Annotated in this window: 32 protein-coding genes, 1 pseudogene and 1 riboswitch; of the genes and pseudogenes, 21 read left to right on the top strand and 12 right to left on the bottom strand. The window is 33.8% G+C overall.

The features are described from left to right. Positions 1 to 35 precede the first annotated feature (35 nt). Positions 36 to 896, top strand: a complete 861-nt coding sequence (locus ABH959_RS01015) for a GNAT family N-acetyltransferase (protein WP_404492166.1) — start codon at positions 36 to 38, stop codon at positions 894 to 896. Between the two features lie 44 nt (positions 897 to 940). Here the strand turns inward: ABH959_RS01015 and ABH959_RS01020 are convergent, their stop codons facing one another. Next, positions 941 to 1,501 carry a cysteine hydrolase family protein gene (locus ABH959_RS01020; protein ID WP_404492167.1) on the bottom strand — a complete coding sequence of 187 codons (561 nt, stop codon included), beginning with the start codon at positions 1,499 to 1,501 and terminating at the stop codon, positions 941 to 943. Between the two features lie 182 nt (positions 1,502 to 1,683). On the opposite strand from ABH959_RS01020, the gene ABH959_RS01025 reads away from it, so the two are divergent. Continuing rightward, complete coding sequence (locus ABH959_RS01025) at positions 1,684 to 1,944, top strand: DUF6123 family protein (RefSeq protein ID WP_404492168.1); 261 nt, start codon at positions 1,684 to 1,686, stop codon at positions 1,942 to 1,944. A 2-nt stretch (positions 1,945 to 1,946) separates the two neighbouring features. On the opposite strand, the gene ABH959_RS01030 is transcribed toward ABH959_RS01025, so the two are convergent. The 3 genes and pseudogenes from ABH959_RS01030 to ABH959_RS01040 form a co-directional block, all read right to left on the bottom strand. Then, on the bottom strand, positions 1,947 to 2,852 hold the full coding sequence (locus ABH959_RS01030) for a DMT family transporter (protein ID WP_158664725.1): 906 nt from the start codon (positions 2,850 to 2,852) through the stop codon (positions 1,947 to 1,949). Between the two features lie 13 nt (positions 2,853 to 2,865). Next, positions 2,866 to 3,252 carry a reverse transcriptase-like protein gene (locus ABH959_RS01035; RefSeq protein ID WP_002011911.1) on the bottom strand — a complete coding sequence of 129 codons (387 nt, stop codon included), beginning with the start codon at positions 3,250 to 3,252 and terminating at the stop codon, positions 2,866 to 2,868. A gap of 70 nt (positions 3,253 to 3,322) precedes the next feature. Beyond that, positions 3,323 to 4,188, bottom strand: a pseudogene (locus tag ABH959_RS01040) (aldose 1-epimerase family protein). Positions 4,189 to 4,319: 131 nt separating this feature from the next. Continuing rightward, positions 4,320 to 4,364, top strand: a riboswitch (PreQ1 riboswitch). Between the two features lie 6 nt (positions 4,365 to 4,370). Here ABH959_RS01040 and ABH959_RS01045 point away from each other — a divergent pair. From ABH959_RS01045 to ABH959_RS01055, 3 genes are all read left to right on the top strand, one after another. Beyond that, positions 4,371 to 4,859 (top strand): QueT transporter family protein, encoded by a 489-nt coding sequence (locus ABH959_RS01045; RefSeq protein ID WP_002011909.1) that lies wholly within the window; start codon positions 4,371 to 4,373, stop codon positions 4,857 to 4,859. 148 nt (positions 4,860 to 5,007) lie between these two features. Next, on the top strand, positions 5,008 to 5,667 hold the full coding sequence (locus ABH959_RS01050; RefSeq protein WP_404444739.1) for a ribonuclease H family protein: 660 nt from the start codon (positions 5,008 to 5,010) through the stop codon (positions 5,665 to 5,667). A gap of 12 nt (positions 5,668 to 5,679) precedes the next feature. Next, entirely contained in the window at positions 5,680 to 5,856 is a 177-nt protein-coding gene (locus ABH959_RS01055; protein ID WP_002011906.1) for a zinc-finger domain-containing protein, read from the top strand. 33 nt (positions 5,857 to 5,889) lie between these two features. On the opposite strand, the gene ABH959_RS01060 is transcribed toward ABH959_RS01055, so the two are convergent. Continuing rightward, positions 5,890 to 6,138 carry a DUF2564 family protein gene (locus ABH959_RS01060; RefSeq protein ID WP_002011905.1) on the bottom strand — a complete coding sequence of 83 codons (249 nt, stop codon included), beginning with the start codon at positions 6,136 to 6,138 and terminating at the stop codon, positions 5,890 to 5,892. Positions 6,139 to 6,257: 119 nt separating this feature from the next. After that, positions 6,258 to 6,455: a cold shock-like protein CspB gene (gene cspB, locus ABH959_RS01065; RefSeq protein ID WP_002011904.1), complete on the bottom strand. Its 198-nt coding sequence runs from the start codon at positions 6,453 to 6,455 to the stop codon at positions 6,258 to 6,260. Positions 6,456 to 6,714: 259 nt separating this feature from the next. Between cspB and ABH959_RS01070 the strand changes: the two genes are divergently transcribed. From ABH959_RS01070 to ABH959_RS01105, 8 genes are all read left to right on the top strand, one after another. After that, complete coding sequence (locus ABH959_RS01070) at positions 6,715 to 7,443, top strand: YqcI/YcgG family protein (protein ID WP_002141079.1); 729 nt, start codon at positions 6,715 to 6,717, stop codon at positions 7,441 to 7,443. Positions 7,444 to 7,582: 139 nt separating this feature from the next. Continuing rightward, entirely contained in the window at positions 7,583 to 8,215 is a 633-nt protein-coding gene (locus ABH959_RS01075; protein ID WP_002030886.1) for a LysE family transporter, read from the top strand. A gap of 19 nt (positions 8,216 to 8,234) precedes the next feature. Next, complete coding sequence (locus tag ABH959_RS01080) at positions 8,235 to 8,528, top strand: cytoplasmic protein (RefSeq protein ID WP_404492169.1); 294 nt, start codon at positions 8,235 to 8,237, stop codon at positions 8,526 to 8,528. An 82-nt stretch (positions 8,529 to 8,610) separates the two neighbouring features. After that, the gene (locus ABH959_RS01085) at positions 8,611 to 9,240 is read left to right on the top strand and encodes a sterol desaturase family protein (protein WP_404492170.1); all 630 of its coding nucleotides are present in this window, start codon (positions 8,611 to 8,613) and stop codon (positions 9,238 to 9,240) included. Between the two features lie 225 nt (positions 9,241 to 9,465). Continuing rightward, positions 9,466 to 9,807, top strand: coding sequence for a DUF485 domain-containing protein (locus ABH959_RS01090; RefSeq protein ID WP_002086537.1), 342 nt, complete (start codon positions 9,466 to 9,468; stop codon positions 9,805 to 9,807). Positions 9,808 to 9,809: 2 nt separating this feature from the next. Next, positions 9,810 to 11,360 carry a solute symporter family protein gene (locus ABH959_RS01095; protein ID WP_002011892.1) on the top strand — a complete coding sequence of 517 codons (1,551 nt, stop codon included), beginning with the start codon at positions 9,810 to 9,812 and terminating at the stop codon, positions 11,358 to 11,360. Positions 11,361 to 11,550: 190 nt separating this feature from the next. Then, positions 11,551 to 12,900 (top strand): aspartate aminotransferase family protein, encoded by a 1,350-nt coding sequence (locus ABH959_RS01100; protein ID WP_404492171.1) that lies wholly within the window; start codon positions 11,551 to 11,553, stop codon positions 12,898 to 12,900. Positions 12,901 to 12,965: 65 nt separating this feature from the next. Then, a complete protein-coding gene (locus ABH959_RS01105; protein ID WP_328010878.1) occupies positions 12,966 to 13,244 on the top strand; it encodes a DUF3986 family protein in 279 nt (92 codons plus the stop codon). 63 nt (positions 13,245 to 13,307) lie between these two features. Here ABH959_RS01105 and ABH959_RS01110 read toward each other — a convergent pair whose 3' ends face one another. Further along, complete coding sequence (locus ABH959_RS01110) at positions 13,308 to 14,471, bottom strand: cation:proton antiporter (protein WP_404492172.1); 1,164 nt, start codon at positions 14,469 to 14,471, stop codon at positions 13,308 to 13,310. Positions 14,472 to 14,739: 268 nt separating this feature from the next. Between ABH959_RS01110 and ABH959_RS01115 the strand changes: the two genes are divergently transcribed. Both ABH959_RS01115 and ABH959_RS01120 read left to right on the top strand, forming a co-directional pair. After that, positions 14,740 to 15,570 carry a MerR family transcriptional regulator gene (locus ABH959_RS01115; RefSeq protein ID WP_002086530.1) on the top strand — a complete coding sequence of 277 codons (831 nt, stop codon included), beginning with the start codon at positions 14,740 to 14,742 and terminating at the stop codon, positions 15,568 to 15,570. An 89-nt stretch (positions 15,571 to 15,659) separates the two neighbouring features. Continuing rightward, entirely contained in the window at positions 15,660 to 17,015 is a 1,356-nt protein-coding gene (locus tag ABH959_RS01120) for an MATE family efflux transporter (protein WP_404492322.1), read from the top strand. 37 nt (positions 17,016 to 17,052) lie between these two features. Here the strand turns inward: ABH959_RS01120 and ABH959_RS01125 are convergent, their stop codons facing one another. Then, positions 17,053 to 17,718: a DUF421 domain-containing protein gene (locus ABH959_RS01125; RefSeq protein WP_002126540.1), complete on the bottom strand. Its 666-nt coding sequence runs from the start codon at positions 17,716 to 17,718 to the stop codon at positions 17,053 to 17,055. Between the two features lie 202 nt (positions 17,719 to 17,920). Here ABH959_RS01125 and ABH959_RS01130 point away from each other — a divergent pair, with 202 nt between their 5' ends. The 5 genes from ABH959_RS01130 (at position 17,921) to ABH959_RS01150 (ending at position 21,198) form a co-directional block, all read left to right on the top strand. Then, on the top strand, positions 17,921 to 18,457 hold the full coding sequence (locus ABH959_RS01130) for a YdcF family protein (protein ID WP_404492323.1): 537 nt from the start codon (positions 17,921 to 17,923) through the stop codon (positions 18,455 to 18,457). A 147-nt stretch (positions 18,458 to 18,604) separates the two neighbouring features. Continuing rightward, positions 18,605 to 18,922, top strand: coding sequence for a magnetosome magnetite crystal formation protein family (locus ABH959_RS01135; protein ID WP_002011879.1), 318 nt, complete (start codon positions 18,605 to 18,607; stop codon positions 18,920 to 18,922). Between the two features lie 165 nt (positions 18,923 to 19,087). After that, positions 19,088 to 19,822, top strand: a complete 735-nt coding sequence (nfsA, locus tag ABH959_RS01140) for an oxygen-insensitive NADPH nitroreductase (protein ID WP_404492173.1) — start codon at positions 19,088 to 19,090, stop codon at positions 19,820 to 19,822. Between the two features lie 217 nt (positions 19,823 to 20,039). Next, positions 20,040 to 20,585, top strand: a complete 546-nt coding sequence (locus ABH959_RS01145; RefSeq protein WP_404492174.1) for a sigma-70 family RNA polymerase sigma factor — start codon at positions 20,040 to 20,042, stop codon at positions 20,583 to 20,585. 1 nt (position 20,586) lies between these two features. Further along, complete coding sequence (locus ABH959_RS01150; RefSeq protein WP_404492175.1) at positions 20,587 to 21,198, top strand: PH domain-containing protein; 612 nt, start codon at positions 20,587 to 20,589, stop codon at positions 21,196 to 21,198. A 201-nt stretch (positions 21,199 to 21,399) separates the two neighbouring features. Here ABH959_RS01150 and ABH959_RS01155 read toward each other — a convergent pair whose 3' ends face one another. The 4 genes from ABH959_RS01155 to ABH959_RS01170 form a co-directional block, all read right to left on the bottom strand. Further along, positions 21,400 to 22,125, bottom strand: coding sequence for a sulfite exporter TauE/SafE family protein (locus tag ABH959_RS01155; protein ID WP_063217921.1), 726 nt, complete (start codon positions 22,123 to 22,125; stop codon positions 21,400 to 21,402). 247 nt (positions 22,126 to 22,372) lie between these two features. Further along, positions 22,373 to 23,590 (bottom strand): MFS transporter, encoded by a 1,218-nt coding sequence (locus ABH959_RS01160; protein ID WP_215584779.1) that lies wholly within the window; start codon positions 23,588 to 23,590, stop codon positions 22,373 to 22,375. A 6-nt stretch (positions 23,591 to 23,596) separates the two neighbouring features. Then, positions 23,597 to 24,064, bottom strand: coding sequence for a VOC family protein (locus ABH959_RS01165; protein ID WP_002193165.1), 468 nt, complete (start codon positions 24,062 to 24,064; stop codon positions 23,597 to 23,599). Positions 24,065 to 24,256: 192 nt separating this feature from the next. After that, positions 24,257 to 24,373 (bottom strand): YjcZ family sporulation protein, encoded by a 117-nt coding sequence (locus tag ABH959_RS01170; RefSeq protein WP_000007805.1) that lies wholly within the window; start codon positions 24,371 to 24,373, stop codon positions 24,257 to 24,259. A 304-nt stretch (positions 24,374 to 24,677) separates the two neighbouring features. On the opposite strand from ABH959_RS01170, the gene ABH959_RS01175 reads away from it, so the two are divergent. Continuing rightward, a complete protein-coding gene (locus tag ABH959_RS01175) occupies positions 24,678 to 24,896 on the top strand; it encodes an aspartyl-phosphate phosphatase Spo0E family protein (RefSeq protein WP_002141097.1) in 219 nt (72 codons plus the stop codon). The last annotated feature ends 14 nt before the right edge of the window (positions 24,897 to 24,910 follow it).

A 24,910-nucleotide genomic window follows, 5' to 3' on the forward strand; every position in this document is an offset into this window, starting at 1 on the left:
AGAATGGTTCAAACGTCTAAAGAAGGAGATGGGGAATGATTGAAGTGGAGATTAGGGTGGAGCGTCTTAGGAAAGGGAAAAGAGAGGATATTGTAGCATTATCTTCTCATAATGGCTGGGATTACAACAGAGAGGAAATTGAGATGATTTTGAATACGGGTATAGTATATGGTGTAGTAAATGAGAGAGAAGAGCTTATTGCTAGCGCAGCAATTATACTATACGGGGAGACATTAGCCTCAATTGGAATGGTAATTGTACATCCAGATTATAAAGGAAGAGGGATTGGAAAGATAATAACGGATTTATGTGTTAAAAGCGTATTAACTCAAACCCCCATTATGCTTATTGCCACGGATGAGGGGAAAATTTTATATGAAAAACTAGGATTCAGGGCTGTTAGTTATGTTTCTAAATACATATGTAACTCGTACAATGCGAATTACCATTGTGTAGGAAATGAAGAGTATATTGTGAATTATGAAGAACGTGATTTAGAAGAAATAATACAAATAGATAAAGATGCATTTGGAACAAATAGAGAAGAGTTTTTAAAGTATCGAATTATTCAAAGTGAACAATGTATTGTTACAAAGGATGCACAACAAAATGTATTAGGTTACGGTTTAAGTATACAAACGTCAGAAAATAAAATAATAGGACCGGTAGTTGCTAAAAATGATGCGATGGCAATGAAAATTGTACATTATTTAGCAAAAGGGCATAATGGGAAATTAAGAATGGATGTACCAGAAGGAAAGAAAGATTTCGTGAAAGAGTTAGAGATTAGCGGTTTTCAAAAGGTTAATACACCGCCAATTATGATGGAAAATAGAGATCAATTTTTGAAAAGAAACGGAGAATTATATAGCATTGCAGCTCAAATTTTTGGATGAAAAAAGAATCCTTATAAAATAAAGGATTCTTTTTTGTAGTTAATCTATTCACGATATTGGTCATGAGTTGGTTGAAAGAGATCTTCCTCGATATCTCTCACCATAGAAAAATGATCAACATTATAATGACCGTGTAGAGTTTTATTATGATGACCAATAATTTGCTCTGCAGACAATACGTCAGAATCAGTTGTGGAATGACCATTTTTAATTAATGTAACGTCAAATCCTTGTACAGTAGCTGTTCTAACTGCGGTGTCAATACAATGTTCTGTTTTACATCCACCTATAACAATATGATTAATTTTTTCTTCTTTTAAAAGCTCAAGTAAAGAAGTGCCATAGAATGAGTTTGTTGCTGCTTTATTAATAAGGATGGCAGACTGAGGTACTTTAATTTGATTATGTACTTCAAATCCTTCTCCGCTACCAGAAGCAACATCGATATCTCTTACGAAAACAATAAGGGCATTTGAATCTATTGCTTTCTGTACGGCTGTATTTAGTGTAGATAATAGCTCGGTTTTACGAAAAACTTCATTTTCTTGTTCATTTCCATCCATTAATTCTTGCTGAGCATCGATAATTAATAGTGCTTGTTTCATTCGATATCCCCTTTAATATAAAATAAATTCCACTTTACATATTCTTTTATATTGTAAGGAACTCCTCTTTTTTCTAAGAAGTAGACGATAGATTTACAAAGTTGTCAAATAAATTTCATTCTCATAGAGTATAAAAACATGTATGATAGGAAGTGGAGAATTTTTGAGTAGGTGGGAATATCATGCAAACAGTAGAAGATTATCTTTCATTCTTACATACGAAAGGATTTAAATTATCAGAGGAAGCACAAGGATTTATTATGTTCGGACAAGGATATACTGGTGCATCTGATGGGATTGTGAACGTAGCAATAGAAGCGACGATTAAACATCAATTACAGTTTGATGGCAGTTATTTTGTTGCGTTATTAGAACGATTGAAAGAGGAAGAAATTACAGATAAAAAAAGCGCTACGGCTTTTATGCGGAAGTTACAAGCATAACTTCACGCAGCCTGCGCTTCTTTTTTTGTTTTGGAAGGTAGCTCAACAAAAACCATGCCTAGGAAAATACATAAACAACCGATAATGGCAGAAATAGAAAGTTGTTCGTTTGCAACTAGAACGCCTGTTAATGCTGCAAAAACAGGCTCCATTGCGAAGATTATTGCTACTCTCGTTGGAGAAGTGTGTTTTTGTGCCGATGTTTGAATGAAAAAAGCAATGGATGTCGCAAATAGGGAAGTTAGAAATAGAGCGAATAAAAAGGATTGATTCGTCCATAGTGAAACTGAAAATAATTTTTCCCAATCTTCAAACAAAAAAGCGCAAATAGAAGAAAATATACCGACAGCTAATACTTGAGAGGTGCTTAGTAATAAAGGTGATATTTTCTTAGAAAAGAAACCGTTAACAAGAATATGGGCAGCAAAAGCAACTGCACAACCGAGAACGAGTATATCTCCAATGTTTAATTGAAAAGAATCACCAGCCGTTAATAAGTATAAACCTGCTGTTGCTACAGCAATGCCCATTACGATAAAAATGGTAGCTTTTTGTTTTAAAAAGATAAAAGACAAAATTGGTACCATAACGATACTAAGCCCTGTTAAGAAACCAGCTTTTGAAGAAGTTGTATAAAGTAAGCCGAATGTTTGTAATACATAGCCAATACATAAAAAGAATCCAACAATTAATCCAGCGAAGCTACTCTGTTTTATATCTTGTTTTGAAGCTCTTTTTGAGAAAATCATTTGAACGAATAATAAAATAATTCCAGCGAATAAAAAGCGAATACCATTAAAAGTAAATGGACCAACGAAAGACATAGCATTTTGAACGACAACAAACGTAGCTCCCCAAATAAAAGAGACGAATAATAAAGCAAGAGGAGCAACCCAATCTTTTTTCACACTCATACCCCCGTTAATTTTGTAAGATAGCTTTTCTAGCTAATTCATCAGCAACTTTATTTTGACTACTTGGAATCCACTTAATAAAAAAGAGATCGAAACTTTTTATGTACTGCAGTGCTTCCTCTAATAGTGGTGCAAATATTTTATTTTTTGCGTATTCTTTTTCGACAGCTCGCTCGACAAGCTGCGAATCGGTACGAAAAGAGACAATGTTATAATTATGCTCCGTGCAATATTTTAATGCCGCAAGTAAAGCGTGGTATTCTGCTTCATGATTGGACATTGTCCCAAGGGGCAATGATAACTGTACAGCTGGTTGCACCCCTTTAATAAACACTCCTGCACCAGAAGGACCAGGATTTCCTTTTGATGCACCATCAATATATACTTCAATCAAAATGAGAAACCTCCAAATTATAAGATGATCCCCTACTTATATGTTTCTTTGAAGTAGGGGATAGAGTGACTTAGCCGATTGTAATACTATAACGACATGTAAATGTTTCATTCGTTTGTAAAGATTGAATTCCTTTTTTTTCCTTGAAATCTTTTGCCGGATTTACTTCATCAGCAATCCCGTACCAAGGTTCAATACATAAGAAAGGTGCGTTCTCGCCTGGTGTCCATACACCCACAAATGGGAATCCGTCAAATTCTACTTTTACAAATTTATTATGTTTATGAGAACGAATAGAGATTTCATCCGTATTCATATTTTCAAAAATAAGTGCATCATTTTTGAATAAATCGTATGTAAGTGGTAATTCATTCGCATTTTCAGCGATTAATTGCTTTTTACTTGAAAGATAAGGTCCTTCTAATACGCTTGTTTTTAAGCGTTCAGAACCATTAAATGATAATCTGTAAATGATTCGCCCTCTAATAAGGGGAAGTTGAAACCAGGATGTGCTCCGATTGAGAAAAACATCTCTTTTGAAGTAGGGTTATTTACTTTATATGTTACATGAACGATTTGTCCATCTAGCTCATAAGAAACGAGTAATTCGAATTCGTATGGGTATTTTTTTAATGTTTCTTCATTACTAGTAACAATATAAGTAATATTCGTTTCACTTTGTTCTTTTACAGAGAATGTAAGATCACGAGCAAAGCCGTGTTGTGTTAAAGAATATGGTTTACCATCTACGTAGTATGTATTATCTACTAATCGGCCGACAATTGGGAATAAAATTGGTGCGCGGCGCCCCCAATAAGTAGAATCGCCTTGCCATAAGTATTCAGTGTTATCTTCTTTTAAGCGAACGCTTTGTAATTCTGCACCTTTGTCAGAAATGGAAACGATCACTTTTTCATTTTGAATTGTTGCTGTCATGAAGTGAAACCTCCTAAATCTTTCATATGTTTTATTATACGTTGTCCAAAAGAAAAAAGGTAGTAAATGATAGGAATCTATTGACGAAAGAGTGCCTATTGCGTAAAATATAATCTTGTTGCTTAAAAACGAATAACGTGGTTCGAAACCATCCCACGTAAAAAAACTAAGGAGATTTTGTCATGAATATAAGGACATTAGTCGGTAATGGTATTTTAGCGGCATTATATATTGCTGTTTCTATGCTTATTCAGCCATTTGGCTTTACCAGTGTACAGTTTCGTATTTCAGAGATGTTTAATCATCTCGTTGTATTCAATAAGAAAGCAATTTACGGGATTGTATTAGGGGTATTTTTAACGAATCTCTTTTTCTCACCTATGATCGCTTATGATTTAGTATTTGGAGTAGGGCAATCCATTCTTGCATTACTTGCAACTATTATTTCTATGCGCTTCATTAAAGGTGTTTGGGCTCGTATGATTTTTAATACAGTTATTTTTACAGTCACAATGTTTATGATTGCAATTGAACTTCATCTTGCGTTTGATCTGCCATTTTTATTGACATGGCTAACTTGTGCAGTTGGTGAATTTGTTGTAATGGCAATTGGTATGCCTGTAATGTACTGGATTAATAAGCGAGTGCAATTTGAAAGATTTATGCAATAGATGAAAGAGCTATTCCTATAGGGATAGCTCTTTTTGTATGTAATCACATTGAATATAATGCTGTGACTCTTGATACAATATAATAAAATAAAGTGAGGCTTTCATTAGCTGGCTACATATAAGAAGTCTTATAAAAGGGGAATCTAGTATGAAATATAAAATTCATTGGTTGTATAAAACGAAGCGCGGTTTGCAGACGGAATTAACGACAGATTATATGAACATAGAAGATGTACTGCAATTTGCAGAGGATTTTGAGAAAACAGGTAGGGTGAAAGAACTTTTATTTTTCGATGAAATGGACGCGGAATGGTCATTAAAAGAAATGAAAAAACTGAGTAAGCAAGTGGAGGAAGATCCGCAAGAAATTCAAGTTTATTTTGATGGTGGTTATGATGTGCAGACGAAAGAAGCTGGGGTTGGTATATGTGTATACTATAAAAAAGGAAATACAAATTACCGAATTCGTCGCAATGCATACATAGAAGGCATATATGATAATAATGAAGCGGAGTATGCAGCATTATTATACGGGATGAATACACTCGAGGAATTAGGAATTAAATATGAAGCAGTTACACTTCGTGGAGATTCTCAAGTTGTACTGCAGCAATTAGCTGGTGAATGGCCTTGCTATGATGAACATTTAAATCATTACTTAGACCAAATTGAACAAAAAGCGAAGCAACTGAAATTAAAGCTTATTTGTGAACCGATATCTAGAAAACAAAATAAAGAGGCACATCAATTAGCAGCGCAAGCATTAGAAGGGACGACAATTGATAGTCATAAAGAAATAACCGAATAGAGAGGTGCACACGTGAAGAAGAAGCAACTCATTACAGAGGTAAATGACTTATTAGAAACGTATTGCGGAGGATGTTTCCTGCAGGAACATAATCGGAAAAATCATAGTAAATACTATGCCCATTCTTTTTGTATACGGCAATGTACGGTTGGAGAGAAGTTGAAAAAGTATGGGGAGCAATTGTCATAAAAAAACATCCAGAGAATTTTCTCTGGATGTTTTTTAGTGCTTTGCTTCGTGTAATTGATGCTCGCATTTACTTAATTTTTTTTCTTCATTCATTAGAAATGGCTCATCTAAATCCGTTGCAACGGATTTCATGATTTCAAGCTGAGAACGAGCCGATTCTACTGCAGTAGTGGCATGCTCTAATGTGTCTGGATCCATTGAAATTGTTGCAGAACCTACCATTTTTTGTGCAGTTTCTACACGGAATTTTACTTCTTCAAAATCATTTACATGTGACCCCATTGTTATTGCCTCCTTTGTATTTTGCGCATTTCACATAGTTTTTGCTCTGGAAAACGGAAATATACAAAGGAATAACAAAGGAGGTTACCAAGTAAGGTAACCTCCTGTCATATGTGGGATTAAAGTTTTGCTACGTTAGCAGCTTGAGGTCCACGGTTTCCTTCAGTAATGTCGAAAGATACCTCTTGACCTTCCTCTAAAGCTTTGTAGCCGTCGCTTTGAATAGCAGAGAAATGTACGAATACATCTTCAGAGCCTTCCATTTCGATAAATCCAAAACCTTTTTCATTGTTAAACCATTTTACTTTTCCTTGCATGTCACAATTCCTCCTAAAAACGATTCCTTTTTTCATTTAGTGAAATTCATTAAAAAATAATAAAAATAAAAAATGCTATATTATCGAATATTCTGCTAAATGATTAATTTAAATATACATGAATTGGTAGAATTTAGTCAAGTAAGCGTTTTTAAAATTTTGTATTTTGAATTAATTTTTTTCGAATTTTTAAAAAGGTATAGGACAAGCCGAGTATGTAATATTCTTAAGTGAATGCTGTACATAATGAGGTGAAAGAATGGATAAGTCTTATTTATTAGATAATGAAGGGATGAAAAATAGAGTCGACATACCGAATTGGGTTGCAAAAGAATTTCATGATTTTTCGAGTGTCGTGTTAGAACCAACCTTCCCGTGTTATTTCGGTTTAACAGCTTTGAAGAAGAATGAACTTCGTTATTCATTTCTCTCTCATAATGATTGGAGTCATTTGCCCAATACAATGTTAACTTTTTTGGAGCTAATGAAAGAGCGGCCGATTGTAAGAAGAGGATTTTTTCTTTTTGTGGAACCGGAATGTGAAGAAAAATCAATCGAATATTATCGAGATTATTTTTGGAAAGTACTACAATATTTGCATGAACAAGATAATCAATTATGGCCAAAGCAAATCCCGAAAAATCCAGACCATCATTTATGGGAATTTTCATTTGGTGGTGAACCAATATTTGCATTTGGGAATGCGCCAGCTTATAAACAGCGAAAGACTAGGCATTTAGGAAATTCTCTCGTTATTGGATTCCAGCCACGAACTATTTTCGATGGATTAGAAGGAGATCGTCCTAAAGGGTCGTATTCAAGACAAATGGTCCGTGAACGAGTTGAAAAGTGGGATCAGTTGCCGAAGCACCCTAACATTAGTCACTACGGCGATCCTAATCATCGTGAATGGAAACAATATTTCATAGGGGATGATATTGAGCCGATTAAAGGTAAATGTCCTTTTCATCATAGAGTAGAGAAATAAGAGCCATCAATTGGATGGCTCTTTTGCATATTTTGGATAAAAAAGGGTATTGTATTAGTGAATAATTTTTATGAAAGCTAGTCTATTTTCTTTATTTGCATCATTACTTAATAGTAAAAGAAGTAGAAAGGATAGAGCGATGTTTGGAGCAATTATACAACAAATAGTATTAGGTATTTCATTAGCTGCACCTGTAGGTCCGATTAATATTGAAATGTTAAAACGAGGAATTGAACGTGGATTTTGGCATGCGTGGATTGTTGGAATCGGAGGAATGACTGCTGATATTTTGTTTATGCTGCTTATTTATTTTGGTTTATCTTCTGTGTTTATGTATACATATGTACAAGCTTTTATGTATTGCGCTGGTTTTTTCTTGTTGTTTTATTTAGGGTTTCAAAGTGTAAAACAAGGAATTTCTCACTCTAATATGGAATATAAACAAGAAGAGATAGGTGGACTTAAACAATCTTTTATGGCAGGATTTCTAATTGCGATATCCAATCCATTAAATCTCGTTTTTTGGTTTGGTATATATGGAAGTACACTTAGCTCGTTGCTTACAAAGGTAACGAAACAAGAAGCTTTTTTGTACAGTCTTTGTATTATTGTTGGTATTATTTTGTGGAATTTAAATATTGCTTTTTCTGTACATTTTGGAAGAACTTTATTAAAGAAAAAAGCACTTGGCTATATTACAGCCGGAGCAGGTATTATTTTAGTAGGATATTCTATCCATTTTGCATACAAAGCTTTACAGTTGTTCATATAAGATTGAAGGGGAGATTTTTATGTATCGAACCACTATTGACGGAAAAGAAATTATCATCACTTTAGCAACAAAAATCCGAAAAGAAATTACTGATAGGAATCCACTATACGAAGCGGTATTTAAAAATGCAGCAAGGTTACTGCAAACGAAACAACCAACGTTCGCGGTAAATCATGAAGTATTTGGTCTCATTATTGGAGAAGTACAAAGAGGAGAAGTAACAGTGTTTGCAGTAGAACACATTATTCCGAAGCAAAATATATTTGGTCCGAACACTTTTTTCTCGGCAATAGAACAGCAGGCAAATTTGTAAAGTGAATAGAATAAGAATGAAATAGAAAAAAATGGTCGTAACGATATGTTGCGGCTGTTTTTGTGGAAAAGGGGGAAGTAAGATGAAGAGAGTGATGAAAGAGTTTTTTTTACAACATGATATTGTTATTATGTATAGTGTTTTATTAATTTTTATTATTATTTTAAAAATGCAATTTTTCACATGGATTGGTATGTTAGCGTGTATGTTTGGGATTGTTTTTTATACGTTTAACGAATATATGACACACCGTTTTTTATTCCATCTAAAGCCGCCTAAAAACGCATTTTTATTAAAAATGTTAAGAAGATTACATTATGATCATCACGTATATCCAGATGATTTAAAGCTTTTATTTTTGCCTGTATGGTTTAGTATACCTAGCTTTACTATATATTTACTTATAACGTATGGTATTACAAAAAGTGTTACTGTTACACTTTCATTCGGAATCGGAATGATTATCATGCTCCTCGTTTATGAATGGAAACATTATATTGCACATAAACCGATTCGTCCCTTCACTAAGTTTGGAAGATGGCTAAAAAAACAGCATATATTACACCATTATAAAAATGAAAAGTTTTGGTTTGGTGTTTCAAATCCAGTATTCGATTTTATATTTGGAACGCTTAAAGATGGAAAAGAAGTTGAATTAAGCGAAACAGCTCGTAATTTAGAAAAAGAGAAAAAGACAGAAGTGGTGCGATAAGCACTACTTTTTTTATCCCGATTGGTGTGGATTGAAGTACTCGAATTTTATGGTGAAAAAGTATATTAAAAACTTAGGGGAAAATGCCGAAAAATGTCTATCGAAAAATCTTTGCAGGAATGTACGGATTGTCTAAAATGAAAATAAGTTTCTGAATATTTATAAGATTTAGTTTTTAGGTATACAAGGGGGAAGTGCATTTCAAGTAAGAGAGGGGACCAGAGAATGAAACGAGATGATACGTCAGCACGTAAGTTACAAAATGAGGTGAATTATACAGAGGTTGTTCAGTCAGAAGATTTTCAATTGCTATTAAATAAGAAAAAGAAGTTTATCGTTCCGATGAGTATTTTCTTTTTAAGTTTTTTTATTACATTACCTATTTTAACATCCTATTCAAAGGTGCTTAATACACCGGTATTTGGTGATGTTACATGGGCGTGGGTATTTGCATTTGCGCAATTTATAATGACATGGGCATTATGTATGATTTATAGCAAAAAAGCAGAATCCTTTGATGAAATCTCGCAAAAAATTCTGCAAGATATGCAACAAGGGAGGGGCTGACTTTGAATACAACCGCTTTTGCACTATTTTTAATTATCGTCCTTGGTACACTCGTTATCACGTATTTCGCATCGAAAAAAACGAAAAATGCGAGTGAATTTTATACGGCTGGAGGGGGATTAACTGGCTGGCAAAATGGTCTGGCTATTGCTGGGGATTACATGTCTGCTGCGTCATTTCTTGGTATAGCCGGAGCGATAGCGTTAACTGGGTTTGATGGGTTCTTTTATAGTATCGGCTTTTTAGTTGCTTATTTAGTTGTTCTATATCTTGTCGCAGAACCGCTTAGAAATTTAGGGAAGTACACGTTAGCGGATATGATTGCGGCACGTTTTGATGCGAAAAAAGTTCGTGGTATAGCAGCGCTTAATACGATGACGATTTCAATTTTTTATATGATTGCACAATTAGTTGGTGCGGGTGCACTTATTAAACTATTATTAGGTATTGAATATACAACATCTGTATTAATCGTAGGTACACTTATGACTGTGTATGTTATTTTTGGAGGAATGACAGCTACGAGCTGGGTTCAAATTGTAAAGGCTGTATTACTTATGGCAGGGACATTTATTATTTCTGTTATCGTTTTCTCCAAATTTAATTTCAGTGTGACTGAAATGTTCGCTCACATGAAAACAGCTACTCCATTAAAAGATTCGTTTTTAAATCCAGGAGTAAAGTATAAGGATGGTCTTGATACACTTTCTTTAAATTTAGGACTAGTCCTTGGTACAGCGGGATTACCACATATTCTTGTCCGCTTTTTTACAGTACGTGATGCAAAAACTGCACGTCAATCTGTTGTATATGCGACGTGGTTAATTGGCGCGTTTTATATTATGACAATTTTCTTAGGGTTTGGAGCAGCAGCGTTTGTAGGAAATGAGGCGATTATTAAAGCAAACCCTGCTGGTAATATGGCAGCACCTTTATTAGCAAAAGCATTAGGCGGAGATTTCTTATTTGCTTTCGTATCAGCAATTGCTTTTGCAACTATTTTAGCTGTAGTAGCAGGGCTTGTGTTAACAGCAGCATCAGCATTCGCGCATGATTTTTATAATGAGATTATCCGTAAAGGAAAATCAACGGAAAAAGAGCAAGTGTCAATGGCACGTTATGCGTCTATTGGGGTGGCGATAGTATCTATTATACTTGCTTTATTTGCTCAAACATTAAACGTAGCATTTTTAGTATCACTAGCATTTGCAGTTGCAGCGAGTGCAAACTTACCGGTTATATTATTTACAATCTATTGGAAGCGTTTTAATACAACAGGAGCAATTTCTGGTATGATTGTTGGTCTTGTATCAGCGATTGTTCTTGTAGCGTTAAGTCCAAATGTTTGGAACCCAGTAGCTGGAAAAGCTATTTTTGTTGGAGAAGCGATATTCCCATATACGACACCTGGAATTATTTCGATCCCGCTCGGGTTTCTTGCAGCATATTTAGGAACTGTTTTCTCTAGTAAGAAAGAAGATGCAGCGAAATTTGATGAAATTCTTGTGAAATCTAATACTGGTCATGGTATTAGTGATGCATCTTCGCATTAAAAAAAGAGGAGCTTTTCGATATAAAAGAAAAGCTCCTTTTTCTTTTGTCATTTTATTGTAAATAATACTGCTTTGTAAGTAGGATTTGTCTTGTATTTGTGGAATGAAAATAGGCAGGGAGAAATTTAACTCATCATGGCACCAGCGCAGCTTTGTGAAAAATAAGTTGTTATGGAAGGTGGAAGAAATGATGAAGACAAAACAAACCGATGAATTATTAGCAAAAGATGAGCAATATGTGTGGCACGGAATGCGTCCCTTTAGCCCGAATAGTACAATGGTAGGGGCGAAAGCAGAAGGGTGCTGGGTTGAAGATATACAGGGGAAAAGATACTTAGACGGTATGAGTGGCCTTTGGTGTGTAAATAGTGGGTATGGAAGAAAAGAGCTCGCAGAGGCAGCTTATAAGCAATTGCAAACATTATCGTACTTTCCGATGTCACAATCACATGAACCAGCAATTAAGCTCGCTGAAAAGTTAAACGAGTGGCTTGGTGGAGAGTATGTTATTTTCTTCTCTAATAGTGGATCAGAAGCGAATGAAACAGCTTTTAAAATAGCAAGACAATATTATGCTCAAAAAGGTGAACCGCATCGTTATAAATTTATGTCGCGTTATCGTGGTTATCACGGAAACACAATGGCAACGATGGCGGCAACTGGCCAAGCACAACGTAGATATCAATATGAGCCATTTGCTTCAGGTTTTTTACATGTAACGCCTCCAGATTGTTACCGCATGCCAGAAATGGAATCGCAAAATATTTATGATGTAGAGTGTGTGAAAGAAGTAGATCGTGTTATGACATGGGAATTAAGTGAAACGATAGCAGCATTTATTATGGAGCCAATTATTACAGGCGGAGGTATTTTAATGCCACCACAAGACTATATGAAAGCAATTCACGAAACGTGTCAAAAACACGGAGCACTACTTATAAGTGATGAAGTTATTTGTGGTTTCGGGCGTACAGGAAAAGCATTTGGGTTTATGAACTATGACGTTAAGCCTGATATCGTTACGATGGCAAAAGGTATTACGAGCGCATATTTACCATTATCAGCAACAGCTGTAAAAAAAGAAATTTATGAGGCATTTAAAGGAACAGGAGAATATGAATTCTTCCGCCATATTAATACATTTGGTGGAAATCCAGCGGCTTGTGCATTAGCGCTTAAAAACTTAGAGATTATGGAAAATGAAAATTTAATTGAGCGCTCTGCACAAATGGGTTCGCTTTTATTAAATCAATTAAAAGAAGAAATTGGGGCACATCCGCTTGTTGGAAATATTAGAGGGAAAGGGCTATTAGTTGGAATCGAACTAGTAAATGATAAAGCGACGAAAGAACCAATTGATAATGACAAAATTGCAAGTGTTGTAAATGCTTGTAAAGAAAAAGGGCTCATTATCGGACGCAACGGTATGACAACAGCAGGGTATAATAACGTATTAACATTAGCACCGCCGCTCGTTATTTCAGGTGAAGAAATTGCTTTTATTGTCGGAACGTTGAAGACAGCGATGGAACGTATTTAATAAATAGAACGAGAGGAGCGAGCTGTAATATAAGGCTCGCTTTTGTTTATTAGGAGGAGCTTTTAATGGAGAAATATGATCCTAACAAACATTATCACATCGGATATTATGAAGATGGTTATGATTTAGAAGTGACAGCGTACAAAAGAATAAATGAGGCAGTTTGGGATGCATATATTCCAGAATATGAAGCAGGGAGTCTTTATGAGAAAGTAAGTGAAATGAAGCTAGGTGAATATATAGATGATTACGGCATTAAAGTCTATTCATTTCGTGATGATATCGATGATGAAGAAGCACGCTCCATTTTTGAAAAATGGTTAAAAACGAATGGAATTGTTTAAAGAGAAAATGAAAAAGGAGATTGCTATCTTTTAAGATAGCAATCTCCTTTTATTATAGTAAACTTATTTACTTGCTTTCATTGCTTTATCTTTTGCACCAAAAGTGTATTTTAACATTGGTGGTGTAATCATCGTTGTTAAAATAACTACGATAACGATTGCTGTAAAGTAATCTTGTGCTAATAGGCCAGAAGAAAGTCCTGTTCCTGCGATGATAAGTGCAACTTCACCACGAGAAACCATACCAGCACCGATAATTGCAGAAGACTTTGCATCAAATCCAGTGATTCGTGCACCGAATCCACAACCGATTAGTTTTGTGAATACAGCGATAACTGTTAATGCTAAGATGAACCAAATTTGATCGCCAATACCGTCAAATGTAATATTCATACCGATACTAACAAAGAATACTGGAACGAACATAGCGTAAGCAATTGGTTCTACTTTCTTTTCTACTTCATGTTTGTAGTTCGTTTGAGAAATAGCGATACCAGCTGCGAAAGCACCGATAATACCAGCAATTCCTAATAGTTCGCCGAAGTATGCGAATGAGAAACAGATGATAAGCGCAGCACTAACGATAGACTCAGATACGCGAAGTGGTGATAACCAACGCATGATTGCTGGAACACCTTTCCAACCAATTAAAATGATAGAAGCAAAGAATACTACTTTCTTCAAGATAATCATTGTTAAGTTAACGTCATCTGTGCCTAAGAAGCTCATTGCAAATGCTAATAAAATAACAACAAGAATGTCATCAAATACAGCGGCTCCAAGCATCGTCGTACTTTCACGTGTTTTCATTTTACCTAAATCACGAAGTGTTTGAACGGAAATACTAACACTTGTTGCACATAGAAGTAATCCTAAAAAGACAGCATTCCCTTGTTCCATACCGACAACAAGGCCGGCAACGTAACCACCTACGAATGGAAGAACGATACCCCCAAGTGCAACAGCTAAAGAAGAATTACGATTTGCGTTTAATTCTTCTAAGTCTGTTTCAAGTCCTGCCATAAACATTAAAAGAATAACTCCGACATTACTTAATTGTGTTAGAAGCTCTGAATTTTCAATCCATCCGAATATAGCTGGACCGATAACGATACCAATAATTAATTTACCGAGTACAGAAGGTTGACCTAATCTAACACTAAGGTCACCAGCAAGCTTTGTACTTAATAAGATAAGTGCAATTTGAAAGAAAAATTCGAATTCCATTTGATCCTCTCCTCATCATTTTTTATTTTTATCATACGATTTCTCGGAATTTGCCTAATGATAATATGTAAAGATCCATTAAACAAAGGGTCTGATTACAAGTTCTTTTGAACTTGTAATTTGAACCTGTAATTAATATATAATAAAATTTATTAAAAATCAATGAAAAAATAGCAGATTTTCATGAGAGGATTCGTTTTAGAAACGGGGGATATAGATATATAATAGGAAGTAATAAAGTTTACATATAATGAATGGAGAAAGAAAAATGTTATTAAATCAACGTTTTACAATTGGGGAAATGGCGAAAATGCATAATATAGCGGAATCTACATTACGTTATTATGATGAAAAAGGGATTTTTCATCCGTCAATTGTTGACCCTCAAACCAATTATCGTTATTACACAATTGATCAGTTTTCACTATTAGATACGATTAAATTTTTACGCCAATTGAACATCCCGTTAAAGGAAATAAAGAAATATATTGATGAACGAAATCCATCTTATGCGCTGAATTTACTTGAAAAACAACAAGAAATGATGCTGAAAAAACAAAGAGAAATCGAGTATGCTTTGGCAAAAATGGAACATAAAATCCATTTAATGAAGAAAGCGACGAAATCTGAAGCAAATCAAATTATTTATAAAAAGATACCGAAACGAAAAATTACAGCAATTGCAGTTGCACCAAATACAACGGATGATATGTTTGAATATTATATCCATTCGTTGCAAAAAAATATGAAGCAAATTGATAATAGTTTATTTTCAGGTGATATCGGTGTAACAGTTTCAAAAAAAGCATTAATGCAAAATGAGTTTCAAGCATATAACAGTGTGTTTATTTTATTGGATTACATGCCTTTTGAAGCGCATACTTCAGATGAAATAAAAGAAGGGATATTTGCCTGTTCTTATCACCATGGACCATATGAAGAAACAGACGCAACGTATACGGAATTATTAAAGCACATTGATAACGAAGGATATGAAGTGTGCGGAGATGCACTGGAACTTGCATTAATTGATTGGTCCGTAACAGAAAATCCGAAGGAGCAAGTAACGGAAATTCAAATACCTGTTGTTAAAAAATAGGCTTATATATTTTTCGATTCTCTATTGACCTTCAAGTAACTTGAAGGTTTAAACTGTGAACAGAGGATTGAAAAAGGAGCATTTATATGATGGAAACAACAGAAAAATTAAGAGAAAAACCAATTAAAAGTTTATTTATTACGTATTTAATACCAGCTGTTCTTGGGATGGTATTAATGTCGGTTAATATTGTGATTGATGCAGTCATGATTAGTAGAGGAGTTGGAGCGAACGGTTTAGCCGGAGTAAACGTAGCTATTCCAGCATTTTCAATTTTCTTCTCTATTTCATTATGGATTGGAATGGGCGGAGCAACGCTATATTCCATTGCACTAGGTGAAAATAAACTGGAAAGAGCAAGGTCTATCTTTACTCAATCTATGACAGTGGCAGTTATTATCGTAGGCATTTTAGCGGCTATTTGCTTATGGAGAATAGAAGATTTAGCATATTTATTTGGTGCGAATGAAGTGATTTTACCATACGCATTAGACTATTTACAGGTGTTATTAACATTTGGAATGATATACGTTTTAGAAAATATTTTAAGTACATTTATACGAAATGACGGAAATCCTAATTTAGCAATGGCAGGTCTTGTTGTAACGGCTGTATTAAATATAGTGTTCGACTATATTTTTATTTTCATCTTTGGATGGGGTGTAACTGGTGCTGCTTCAGCGACTATTCTTTCGGCAGCAATTGGTTTTCTTGTATTATTAACTCACTTCTTTAGAAAAAGTAGTATTTTAAAATGGACGAAATTCCACTTTGAATGGGATACGGTTAAACAAATTATGGTGATCGGTTTCCCAAGCTTTACAGCAGAAAGTACAGTTGCAATCGTAACGATCGGTTTTAACATTGCATTCGTTCAATATGCAGGAGAAATAGGAGTCGCTTCCTATGCGATGGTGAATAGTATTCATGCAATGACATTACTATTATTCTTCGGTGTTGGTGCAGCATTACAACCAATCGCTAGTTTCCATTACGGTGCAAACTTATCAGAAAGATTGCGTGAAGGATTACAGTTTGCTGTGAAAATTGCGCTTGTACTCGGAGGCATTGCAATTGTTGTCGGTTTATTCTTCGGGAAATATATTATAGGTTTATTTAATGTTCAATCGCCAGAACTATTGGATTTAACGTTAACAGGTATTAGTTTATTCTTTATTCAATATGTATTTTTAGGCTATAACATTGTGTATGGAGAGTATTTCCAATCAGTGCGACAAACGAAAAAATCAGTACTTATAATAATGAGCCGAGGTTTACTATTTGTTATCCCGTTGTTATGGATTATGCCAAAAGTATTTGGTATAAACGGAATTTGGCTCGTTATGCCAGTAGCGGAAGTATTGACAGCAATTATCATATTTACGATGAATCGTATGAAACATCCTGTTCCGTTAAACATGGCGAGAGAGAAAAAAGCAATATAGTGAAGAAAATCCCCTTGAACAAGTAAGGGGATTTTTTTCATTCTTTTAAACTAATCGCAAAAGATCCATCTGTCTCCTGCACAGAAGCGAAAGCCACATTTTTAATATTTGTAACGCCTTTCTCCATTAACTCTGCATGTAACCACTTTTCATTTTTATGGATTAATTTTAAGTTATCGTATTGAATTTGTGAATCAACGATAAGAGCAATTGGTAAGCCTGCATACTTAACATTTATATTCAAATCTTTTGGAGTCAGAGGCACAAGTTCTCTTTTTGGTAAAATACTAATAGCTCCATTCGCTTCTAATATCGCATACTCAATTTCATGAACACTTGGATATCCTGCGACGCGAAGGTTAGAAAGCAATTCAGGGATCGGATATCTACTTTTTTGTAAGTTCTCAAAAATAATATCACCATGTTTAATTAAAATAATGGGGTGTCCGAGAATAAAACGATTTAGTTTGTTGAGTAGGCTTAATTTTGTAAGAAGCAAATGCAAACATGTAATAACGACCATACCGAGAAATGCTTGTAAAGCACCAGCGACTGGTATGGCTTGAAAAGCTAAATAAGATAAAAAGATAATAGCCCCAAAATCATGAGGAGTTAGTTGTGCTAATGCAGATTTACCAAGTAGCTTAAGTGATAGTAAAAATAAGATAAAAAAGAATGATACGTTACATAAAAAGAGAAGCAATAGGGACACTCCTTCGTGCGAAGTTGTACTTACTATTCCCGAAATTAATAGAAATATTACCTTTTGGAGGATAAATTAGGCTTAATTGGAATTTGTCTGTATACAAACGAATAAATGGATATTATGATGAAGGAAGTAAAGGGAATAGGGGTATATGGATATGAGAAAGAAGAAAATAATCAAGTATATTTTAGTTGTTATAATGATTTGCGCCGTATATGCGGGGTTTTTACAATATAACATTTATAAGCATGGGCATATGAATGCAATTGATGATGCGGATTATATAATTGTACTAGGATCGAAAGTAAATGGAACACAACCTTCTTATTCATTGCAATATCGTATTGATAAAGCAGCTGAGTATTTAAAATTACATGATAAAACAATTGCTATTGTATCTGGAGGCCAAGGAAAAGGTGAAGATATTACAGAAGCATTAGCGATGAAACAAGGATTAATGAAACAAAATATTGCAGAAGACCGCATTATAATGGAAGATAAGTCGACGAGCACAGATGAAAATATTAAATTCTCAAAACCGTTAATTCCGGCCAATATGAAAAAAGGTATGATCGTAACAAACGATTTCCATATGTTTAGAGCGAAAAAAATAGCTGCAAAACAAGGTTTGCAATTAGAAGGGCTTCCGGCCAAAACACCGAAGCCAATTATCATTCTATCGAATGTACGAGAATATTTAGCGATTACGCAATATTGGTTTATGAATCGAATATAGTTAAAGTAATCCCGCCCAAAATTTGAGGCGGGGTTTATTTCGAGGGAAATCTTACAAAAATGTCATGTTCATGAAAGGTAAAGCGATAGTTTGTGGAAAGGTTTCCTGACATAATGAAGGTAACAAAAAACTTTAGAGGTGATTCGGTTGAAAGGAAATAATATTTTATCTTCGCTATGTTACTTTAGTATCTTTTTTGCACCATTTTTACTACCAATTATCGTGTACTTCGTTGCGGAAGATGAGGTGAAATATCATGCGAAAAAAGCATTTTGGTCACATGTTTTCCCATATGCAATTTTATTTGGAGGGTTAGCTTTATCAGGAGTATACGGTTTAAGTTTCAATCAGTCTGAGAGCGTTGGAATTGGGATGGTTATAACGTATGCAGTGTTTATTCTTGTAGGGATTTACTACTTCATTTGGAATATTGTTAAAGGTATTAAAGTATTGAAAGCAGCTTAACGTTGTCGTTATGTGTGTAAAGTCGATATAATTTCATTTACCATATTAATATGTATTTAAAAAAGAGCAACTCACAAAGGAGTGCTCTTTTTGTGCTTATAAGTTGTGAATATTGAAAAAGATATGTTAATTTTTTATTATGAAGAGAAAAAAGGAGTGGTTTTTATGAATGAGATGATACATAAAATGGAGCAACACGTTTCAGTTCGTAAATATAAAGAAGAACCAATTTCAAAAGAGATAGTAGAAAGAATGGTGCAAGCTGCGCAGCATGCAGCTTCCTCACATTTTGTACAGGCGTATTCTCTTATATATGTAACAGATCAAGAACTCAAGGGTAAACTAGCTGAGTTATCCGGGAATCGTCACGTGAAAGACTGCGCAGCATTCTTTGTTTGTTGTGCAGACTTAAAGCGACTTGAAATGGCATGTGAAAAACATGGAACAGAGATTAAACATGAGGGAGTAGAGGACTTTATTGTAGCAACAGTAGATGCCTCATTATTTGCACAAAACTTAGCACTTGCAGCTGAATCTTTAGGATACGGTATTTGTTATATTGGCGGAATTCGTAATAACCCGAAAGAAGTGAGTGAATTGCTTCATTTACCGGATAAAGTATATCCGGTATTCGGAATGACGGTCGGCGTACCAGATGAAGAGCATGGAGTAAAACCACGATTACCGGTAGCAGCCATTCTTCATGAAAATGGATACGATGAAAAGAAATATGATGAATTATTAAACGAATATGATGAAACGATGAGTGCGTATTACAAAGAAAGATCGTCAAATCAAAAAAACGTAACATGGACGGAATCAATGAGCTCATTTATGTCCAAAGAGAAAAGAATGCATATGAAAGAGTTTTTAAGTGAGAAAGGATTTAATAAGAAATGAGTAAAAAGGACAAACCTGAGATGTTAACTTAAGTTATAACATTACATGCAAAACCGAAGCTAAGAAAGCGAGACTCGCTTTCTCAACTTCGGTTTTTATTTGTTATTATATAAAATGAAAATAAAAATTAATAAATTTTTACAAAAGTGATAGAAAATGAGAAATAAATGCCAATAGTAAGTAAAAGCAGCTGCTAAAGGGGAACTGAGGAAGGAAGATGTTTATGATTTTCGATTCTGAAGAGGATTTAATTATAGCTATGAAAAAACGCGATCAAGATGCTTTGAAAGAAGTAATTGATCAATATGGAAAATTAATTTTGTACATTATTCATAAATCATTAAGTACCCCTATTGAAAAACAATATATAGATGATTGTTATAATGATGTATTTACTGTCATTTGGTTTAATATCGAACAATTTGATATAGAAAAGGGAAACTTAAAATCTTGGATGATTGGTATTACTAAATTAAAGGCATTGGAATATAAAAAGAAAGTATATAAAGAGAATAAAATCGATAAAGACGTAGAAATAGATACAAGTATCCATGATAGGTATGAAATAGAACAAGAAGAAGAGATTATGGAACTCGTACAAGATTTAAATACAAAGGATCGTTATATCTTTTTAAAGAGGTATATTGATGGGTATTCCATTGACGATATTGCGAAAGAATTAAAAGTAACGGCTGACTATATATACAATCGAATTTCTCGTGGAAAGAAAAAACTTCAAAAACTGTGGAAAGGGAGTGTGTAATATGGATAAAAGATTATTATCGATGTTAAATGAGCTCCAATATTCAGAAGAAGAAATTACACGTTTAGAGAAGGAAGCGAATGAGTCTATAAATATAGATAAGTATTATGTGAGAAATGGAGAGTTATTAAAAAAAATAACTTTACAAATGTTGGACGAGTCAATTCGCAACGAATTACAAGCTGGTGAAGAAATTGAGAAGGAACTGTTAGTAGACGAAGGATATATGGCAAATAATAAAGTAATACCAAATATATATTACGTAGGAGCTACTTTTTATTATTATATCGCTTTAACAAATAAAAGAGTGATTATGAAAGGATTAGATTGTTATTTTAAAAAAACAAATGAGCATAGCATGCCAATAGAGGATATACAATCCATTTCGCAACATAAAAAAATGAAAAATGTCTTTGAGATCAAATATAATAACACTCATATACAATTTGGAAGTATTGAGTATGCACGTGAAGTTGCAATGATAGTTATGGAGTTAAAAAAACGCGGAGTAAAAGTAGAAAAGTATACAGATTTTGAAAAAGGGTTTTTCTTATTTTTTAATATATTCGTGATAGTAAGTGCAGGTCTTTGCTTTATAAAATATTTAATGTAAAAAGCGGCATAATAGCCGCTTTTTATCGTTTTATTTAGTATTCGATTTAAAATATTTGTCTTATGAAAGAACGAGTATTGCTAATTGTAAACTGCCAATAAAGTTATTTAAGTTTTGATATAGAATGCCCCATCGCACTTGAAAATGCAGCAATAATTTCGTTTGAACCTATCTATTATTGTGCACTACCTAAAGCACCCTCTATAACAAGTTCAAACTTTCAATAAGAAGATATCCCCCCGTACAACTTAAAAGGATATACGTAAATATTTTGAAAATCCGTTGATTAAGCCATTTGAAAATAATTTGACCTATATACAAACCTAGAAATACGATTGGAATAGCATAAAAACTTGATTCCCAAATTGTTTTGTTTGTGCCAGTAAAGAGTATTTGAGTTAGTAGACTAATGAAATATATAAATAGATAAAAAGCTAAAGTAGTTGCTCTCAACGTCTCTTTTTTCGTATCAGTTCCTGTAAAGTAAAGTAACAGGGGTGGTCCTGGCATACCGATACTGGTCGTTAAAAGCCCTGATAATCCACCAACTATAAAATCTCTAAATGGTGTTGATTTAACCTTAAAGTTGCATATTAGCATCAATGTTAATAGTAAGAGCAGGATGCTAATTGCTAATTTAAAAGCGTTTATATTAATGGAAATGAAGAGTAAAATACCAAAAGGTACACCAACTATACTTCCAATAGTTAACCTTTTCAGTAGAATAAAGTCAATGTCCATTCTTATTTTCCAAATGAGTGATATGGAAATAATTAATGATAAAATGATATTTATTTGTATAGCTTCTTGTGGTAAGAATAACATTAGTAAGAAAGGTGTTGCCATTATGGAAAAGCCAAAACCTGTACTTGTTTGCAAAACAGAAGCCACCAATATAATACATATGAAACTTAATGTAATCTCCAAAATAGCCCTCCTATTTAATCAAATACAATAAATATTTTAATACCATGAAAATCGAATTTAGCTATTTTGAGCCTATAGCATAAGTGCAATGTTTCACAATCTTACTTTTATTTTAACATAAATACTTAGTTTCTTCTCAAATAGCATTCACGTATAGGGTCCATTAACGAATATGGCTGCCATTTTCAAATAATTGTATTGTTACGCAGCGTTAATAAATGAGATCAAATAAAATTTGGTGAAGAATCTATTGATTATCAATAGATTCTTCACCAAGCTCACCGCGATAAAACAAGAAAAGCCATATAAAACTAACAAAAATACAGCATATAGCTAACAAGCTACCAATCACTTGAGGAGAAAGGATTTCTAAAAACCATCCTGTAATAAACATAGATAACTGAATAAGCGATCCGTAGATGGAATAATGAAATGAAAAAACTTTACCAATCATGTTTTCTTCTGTATACATTTGTAGCAATGTCGTATCAAGTGGAACGATGATTCCTCCTGCTATACGCATACAGAGTAATGTAATGATACCGATAATAAGTTGATCGGATAGAATGAATCCGAGAAAGAAAATTCCTTGCAGTAAATAGGCCCAACCAAATGCTCTTTTCATTTTGTCTTCATTTTTAGACATATAAAGATTAACGAAGAGACTGCCAATCATAAGTCCAGCCCCTTGAACCGCATATAAAATACCAATGTTAGTGTGGAAGATTCTTTCGGCATAGATTGTTAGAAGTAACTGATAGGCACCTCCAATAATGCCCCATGAAATGCCGACAAGAATTAATGTTAAAATAATTTTGCTTTGTAATATGTATGTATAACCATCTTTTATATCAGTGAAAAACGCTTTTTTCTTGCTAAAAGTGTCACGAGAAGGGATCTTTATTTTATAAATAATATAGGCTGAAATAAAGTATGATAGGCTATTAATAAAAAAGGCAATCTCGATACTTAAAGATTGTGCAATGAGCCCACCTAAAGAAGCTCCCATAATAGACATAAAACCATTGATTGTACTAGAAAGAGAGTTAGCGGTTACGAAATGCTTTTGATGTACGATATTTTTTAGAGTTGATTGCTTAGCAGGCTCGAATAAGCAAGAGAGTACTGATAAGCATATATTAGAAACGAAAATAATTTCAATTTTGTAAAATGCTAATAAATAAGTGAGGACGATAATTCCTCGTAAACTATCAGTAAAAATCATAATTTTCTTTTTTGAAAAACGGTCTACAATGCCGCCTATGAATGGGCTCAGAAGAAGTTGAGGTAACCCTTTGCTCATAAAGGTGAGTGCTAACATAAATGAAGATTCTGTTATGCTATAGACGAGTGTTAATAAAGCGACAGTATGAAACCAATCCCCAAGTACACTTAATGTTTGACCATAAAATAGTTTTTTAAAGTTTTTATTTGTTTTAAGAAGCCTGTAATAAGAAATTGACATGAGAAATTAAATCTTATCTATAAGTGATGCCTGTACTTGTTTTTTCCATTCACTTAAATACATTTTCTCTGCTTTAGGTAGTCCAACAGGTAATTGTGCAATGAATTCTAAACTATTTCCATCAGGATCGTTAAAATATACGGAGGCGTGTGCTAATTCTGGAAAAACGATTGGCTCAATTGGCTCCATTCCAAAGTCTTTTCGCGCTGGAATTCCTTTCTGTTTGAGCCAGTGTATTGCGTTTTCTAAATCGTGTAAGCTTACTTGGAAAGCGATATGTCGTAAGGATGGATGATAATTGACTTTGTATTCTTTTCCTTCCCAAAGACCAATCCAACTTTCATTTTCTACAATCCAAAAGAAGGCGATATCGTTGTCTCTTTTATATAATTTTAACCCCAGTGATTCATAAAAAGGTATTGAAATTTCTAAATTACAGACAGGTAAATGTGCTTCATAAAGACCTTTAATCATTATAATCCTCCTTAGTAAAAATGTTTCTTATTCCATAGTAAACGATTTCTTGTTAGTTGAAATCACAAAAAAGATGGACATAAATTCATACGAAAGTATGAAAAAACAGCTCAAATATGAGCTGTTTTCGTATAGTTTTTAATTAACATATTTCATTCATTTAGAGTTTAGCGAAAAGGATACGTATTATATTTAAAACCCTCCGCCGCCACCCCAACAGCTACATCCGATAATGATTAGAAGGATGAATAGCACGATGAGTAAAGCAAATCCACCGCCGAAACCAGCGCAACTACCACCAAAGCTCATGTTTTTTCCTCCTTTTTAGGAAATTAATCTATATAACTAATGGATTACTTTATAAGATATGTTTTTATTTAGAAAAGGAGCAAGTCTTACTTCTAATTAGACAAGAGCCTGTGATCGAATTTAAATGTGATATTTACTTTGTTTCATAGCGCTTTTTTAAAAATGGTAAAACAATATGGAAGTGTATACTAGGTGAATGTATTGCAAATGAAAGGGGTATGTAACTTACAATTACATTAAAATTTCTTTTCATAAATATAAAATTTGTAAAAAAAGCCATTTTTTTATTTTTTTATGAGTGGAAATGTACTATAATTTTACAAGTAATATTATGGGAAAAGGGAGTTTTAGTATAGAGATGGAGATGGGACAATTACACAATAAAATAGAACACAAAAAGAAAGAGTTAATTCAACTTGTTGCTAGGCATGGATTAGATCATGATAAAGTTTTGTTATTTAGTCGAGATTTAGATATACTAATTAATAAGTTTATGAATATAAAAGGCAAAGTATGTAAGTGATTAATCTTTAATTT

Source organism: Bacillus sp. RC51 (genome assembly GCF_044908115.1).
In the GTDB taxonomy this organism is placed as follows: Bacteria; Bacillota; Bacilli; order Bacillales; family Bacillaceae_G; genus Bacillus_A; species Bacillus_A mycoides.

Excerpts from the sequence above, each read along its gene's own strand:
- ABH959_RS01015 (WP_404492166.1), top strand. The coding sequence starts at position 36 with ATGATTGAAGTGGAGATTAGGGTGGAGCGTCTTAGGAAAGGGAAAAGA.
- ABH959_RS01020 (WP_404492167.1), bottom strand. The coding sequence starts at position 1,501 with ATGAAACAAGCACTATTAATTATCGATGCTCAGCAAGAATTAATGGAT.
- ABH959_RS01025 (WP_404492168.1), top strand. The coding sequence starts at position 1,684 with ATGCAAACAGTAGAAGATTATCTTTCATTCTTACATACGAAAGGATTT.
- ABH959_RS01045 (WP_002011909.1), top strand. The coding sequence starts at position 4,371 with ATGAATATAAGGACATTAGTCGGTAATGGTATTTTAGCGGCATTATAT.
- ABH959_RS01050 (WP_404444739.1), top strand. The coding sequence starts at position 5,008 with ATGAAATATAAAATTCATTGGTTGTATAAAACGAAGCGCGGTTTGCAG.
- ABH959_RS01060 (WP_002011905.1), bottom strand. The coding sequence starts at position 6,138 with ATGGGGTCACATGTAAATGATTTTGAAGAAGTAAAATTCCGTGTAGAA.
- cspB (WP_002011904.1), bottom strand. The coding sequence starts at position 6,455 with ATGCAAGGAAAAGTAAAATGGTTTAACAATGAAAAAGGTTTTGGATTT.
- ABH959_RS01070 (WP_002141079.1), top strand. The coding sequence starts at position 6,715 with ATGGATAAGTCTTATTTATTAGATAATGAAGGGATGAAAAATAGAGTC.
- ABH959_RS01075 (WP_002030886.1), top strand. The coding sequence starts at position 7,583 with ATGTTTGGAGCAATTATACAACAAATAGTATTAGGTATTTCATTAGCT.
- ABH959_RS01080 (WP_404492169.1), top strand. The coding sequence starts at position 8,235 with ATGTATCGAACCACTATTGACGGAAAAGAAATTATCATCACTTTAGCA.
- ABH959_RS01085 (WP_404492170.1), top strand. The coding sequence starts at position 8,611 with ATGAAGAGAGTGATGAAAGAGTTTTTTTTACAACATGATATTGTTATT.
- ABH959_RS01090 (WP_002086537.1), top strand. The coding sequence starts at position 9,466 with ATGAAACGAGATGATACGTCAGCACGTAAGTTACAAAATGAGGTGAAT.
- ABH959_RS01100 (WP_404492171.1), top strand. The coding sequence starts at position 11,551 with ATGAAGACAAAACAAACCGATGAATTATTAGCAAAAGATGAGCAATAT.
- ABH959_RS01105 (WP_328010878.1), top strand. The coding sequence starts at position 12,966 with ATGGAGAAATATGATCCTAACAAACATTATCACATCGGATATTATGAA.
- ABH959_RS01110 (WP_404492172.1), bottom strand. The coding sequence starts at position 14,471 with ATGGAATTCGAATTTTTCTTTCAAATTGCACTTATCTTATTAAGTACA.
- ABH959_RS01115 (WP_002086530.1), top strand. The coding sequence starts at position 14,740 with ATGTTATTAAATCAACGTTTTACAATTGGGGAAATGGCGAAAATGCAT.
- ABH959_RS01120 (WP_404492322.1), top strand. The coding sequence starts at position 15,660 with ATGGAAACAACAGAAAAATTAAGAGAAAAACCAATTAAAAGTTTATTT.
- ABH959_RS01130 (WP_404492323.1), top strand. The coding sequence starts at position 17,921 with ATGATTTGCGCCGTATATGCGGGGTTTTTACAATATAACATTTATAAG.
- nfsA (WP_404492173.1), top strand. The coding sequence starts at position 19,088 with ATGAATGAGATGATACATAAAATGGAGCAACACGTTTCAGTTCGTAAA.
- ABH959_RS01145 (WP_404492174.1), top strand. The coding sequence starts at position 20,040 with ATGTTTATGATTTTCGATTCTGAAGAGGATTTAATTATAGCTATGAAA.
- ABH959_RS01150 (WP_404492175.1), top strand. The coding sequence starts at position 20,587 with ATGGATAAAAGATTATTATCGATGTTAAATGAGCTCCAATATTCAGAA.
- ABH959_RS01160 (WP_215584779.1), bottom strand. The coding sequence starts at position 23,590 with ATGTCAATTTCTTATTACAGGCTTCTTAAAACAAATAAAAACTTTAAA.
- ABH959_RS01165 (WP_002193165.1), bottom strand. The coding sequence starts at position 24,064 with ATGATTAAAGGTCTTTATGAAGCACATTTACCTGTCTGTAATTTAGAA.
- ABH959_RS01170 (WP_000007805.1), bottom strand. The coding sequence starts at position 24,373 with ATGAGCTTTGGTGGTAGTTGCGCTGGTTTCGGCGGTGGATTTGCTTTA.
- ABH959_RS01175 (WP_002141097.1), top strand. The coding sequence starts at position 24,678 with ATGTACTATAATTTTACAAGTAATATTATGGGAAAAGGGAGTTTTAGT.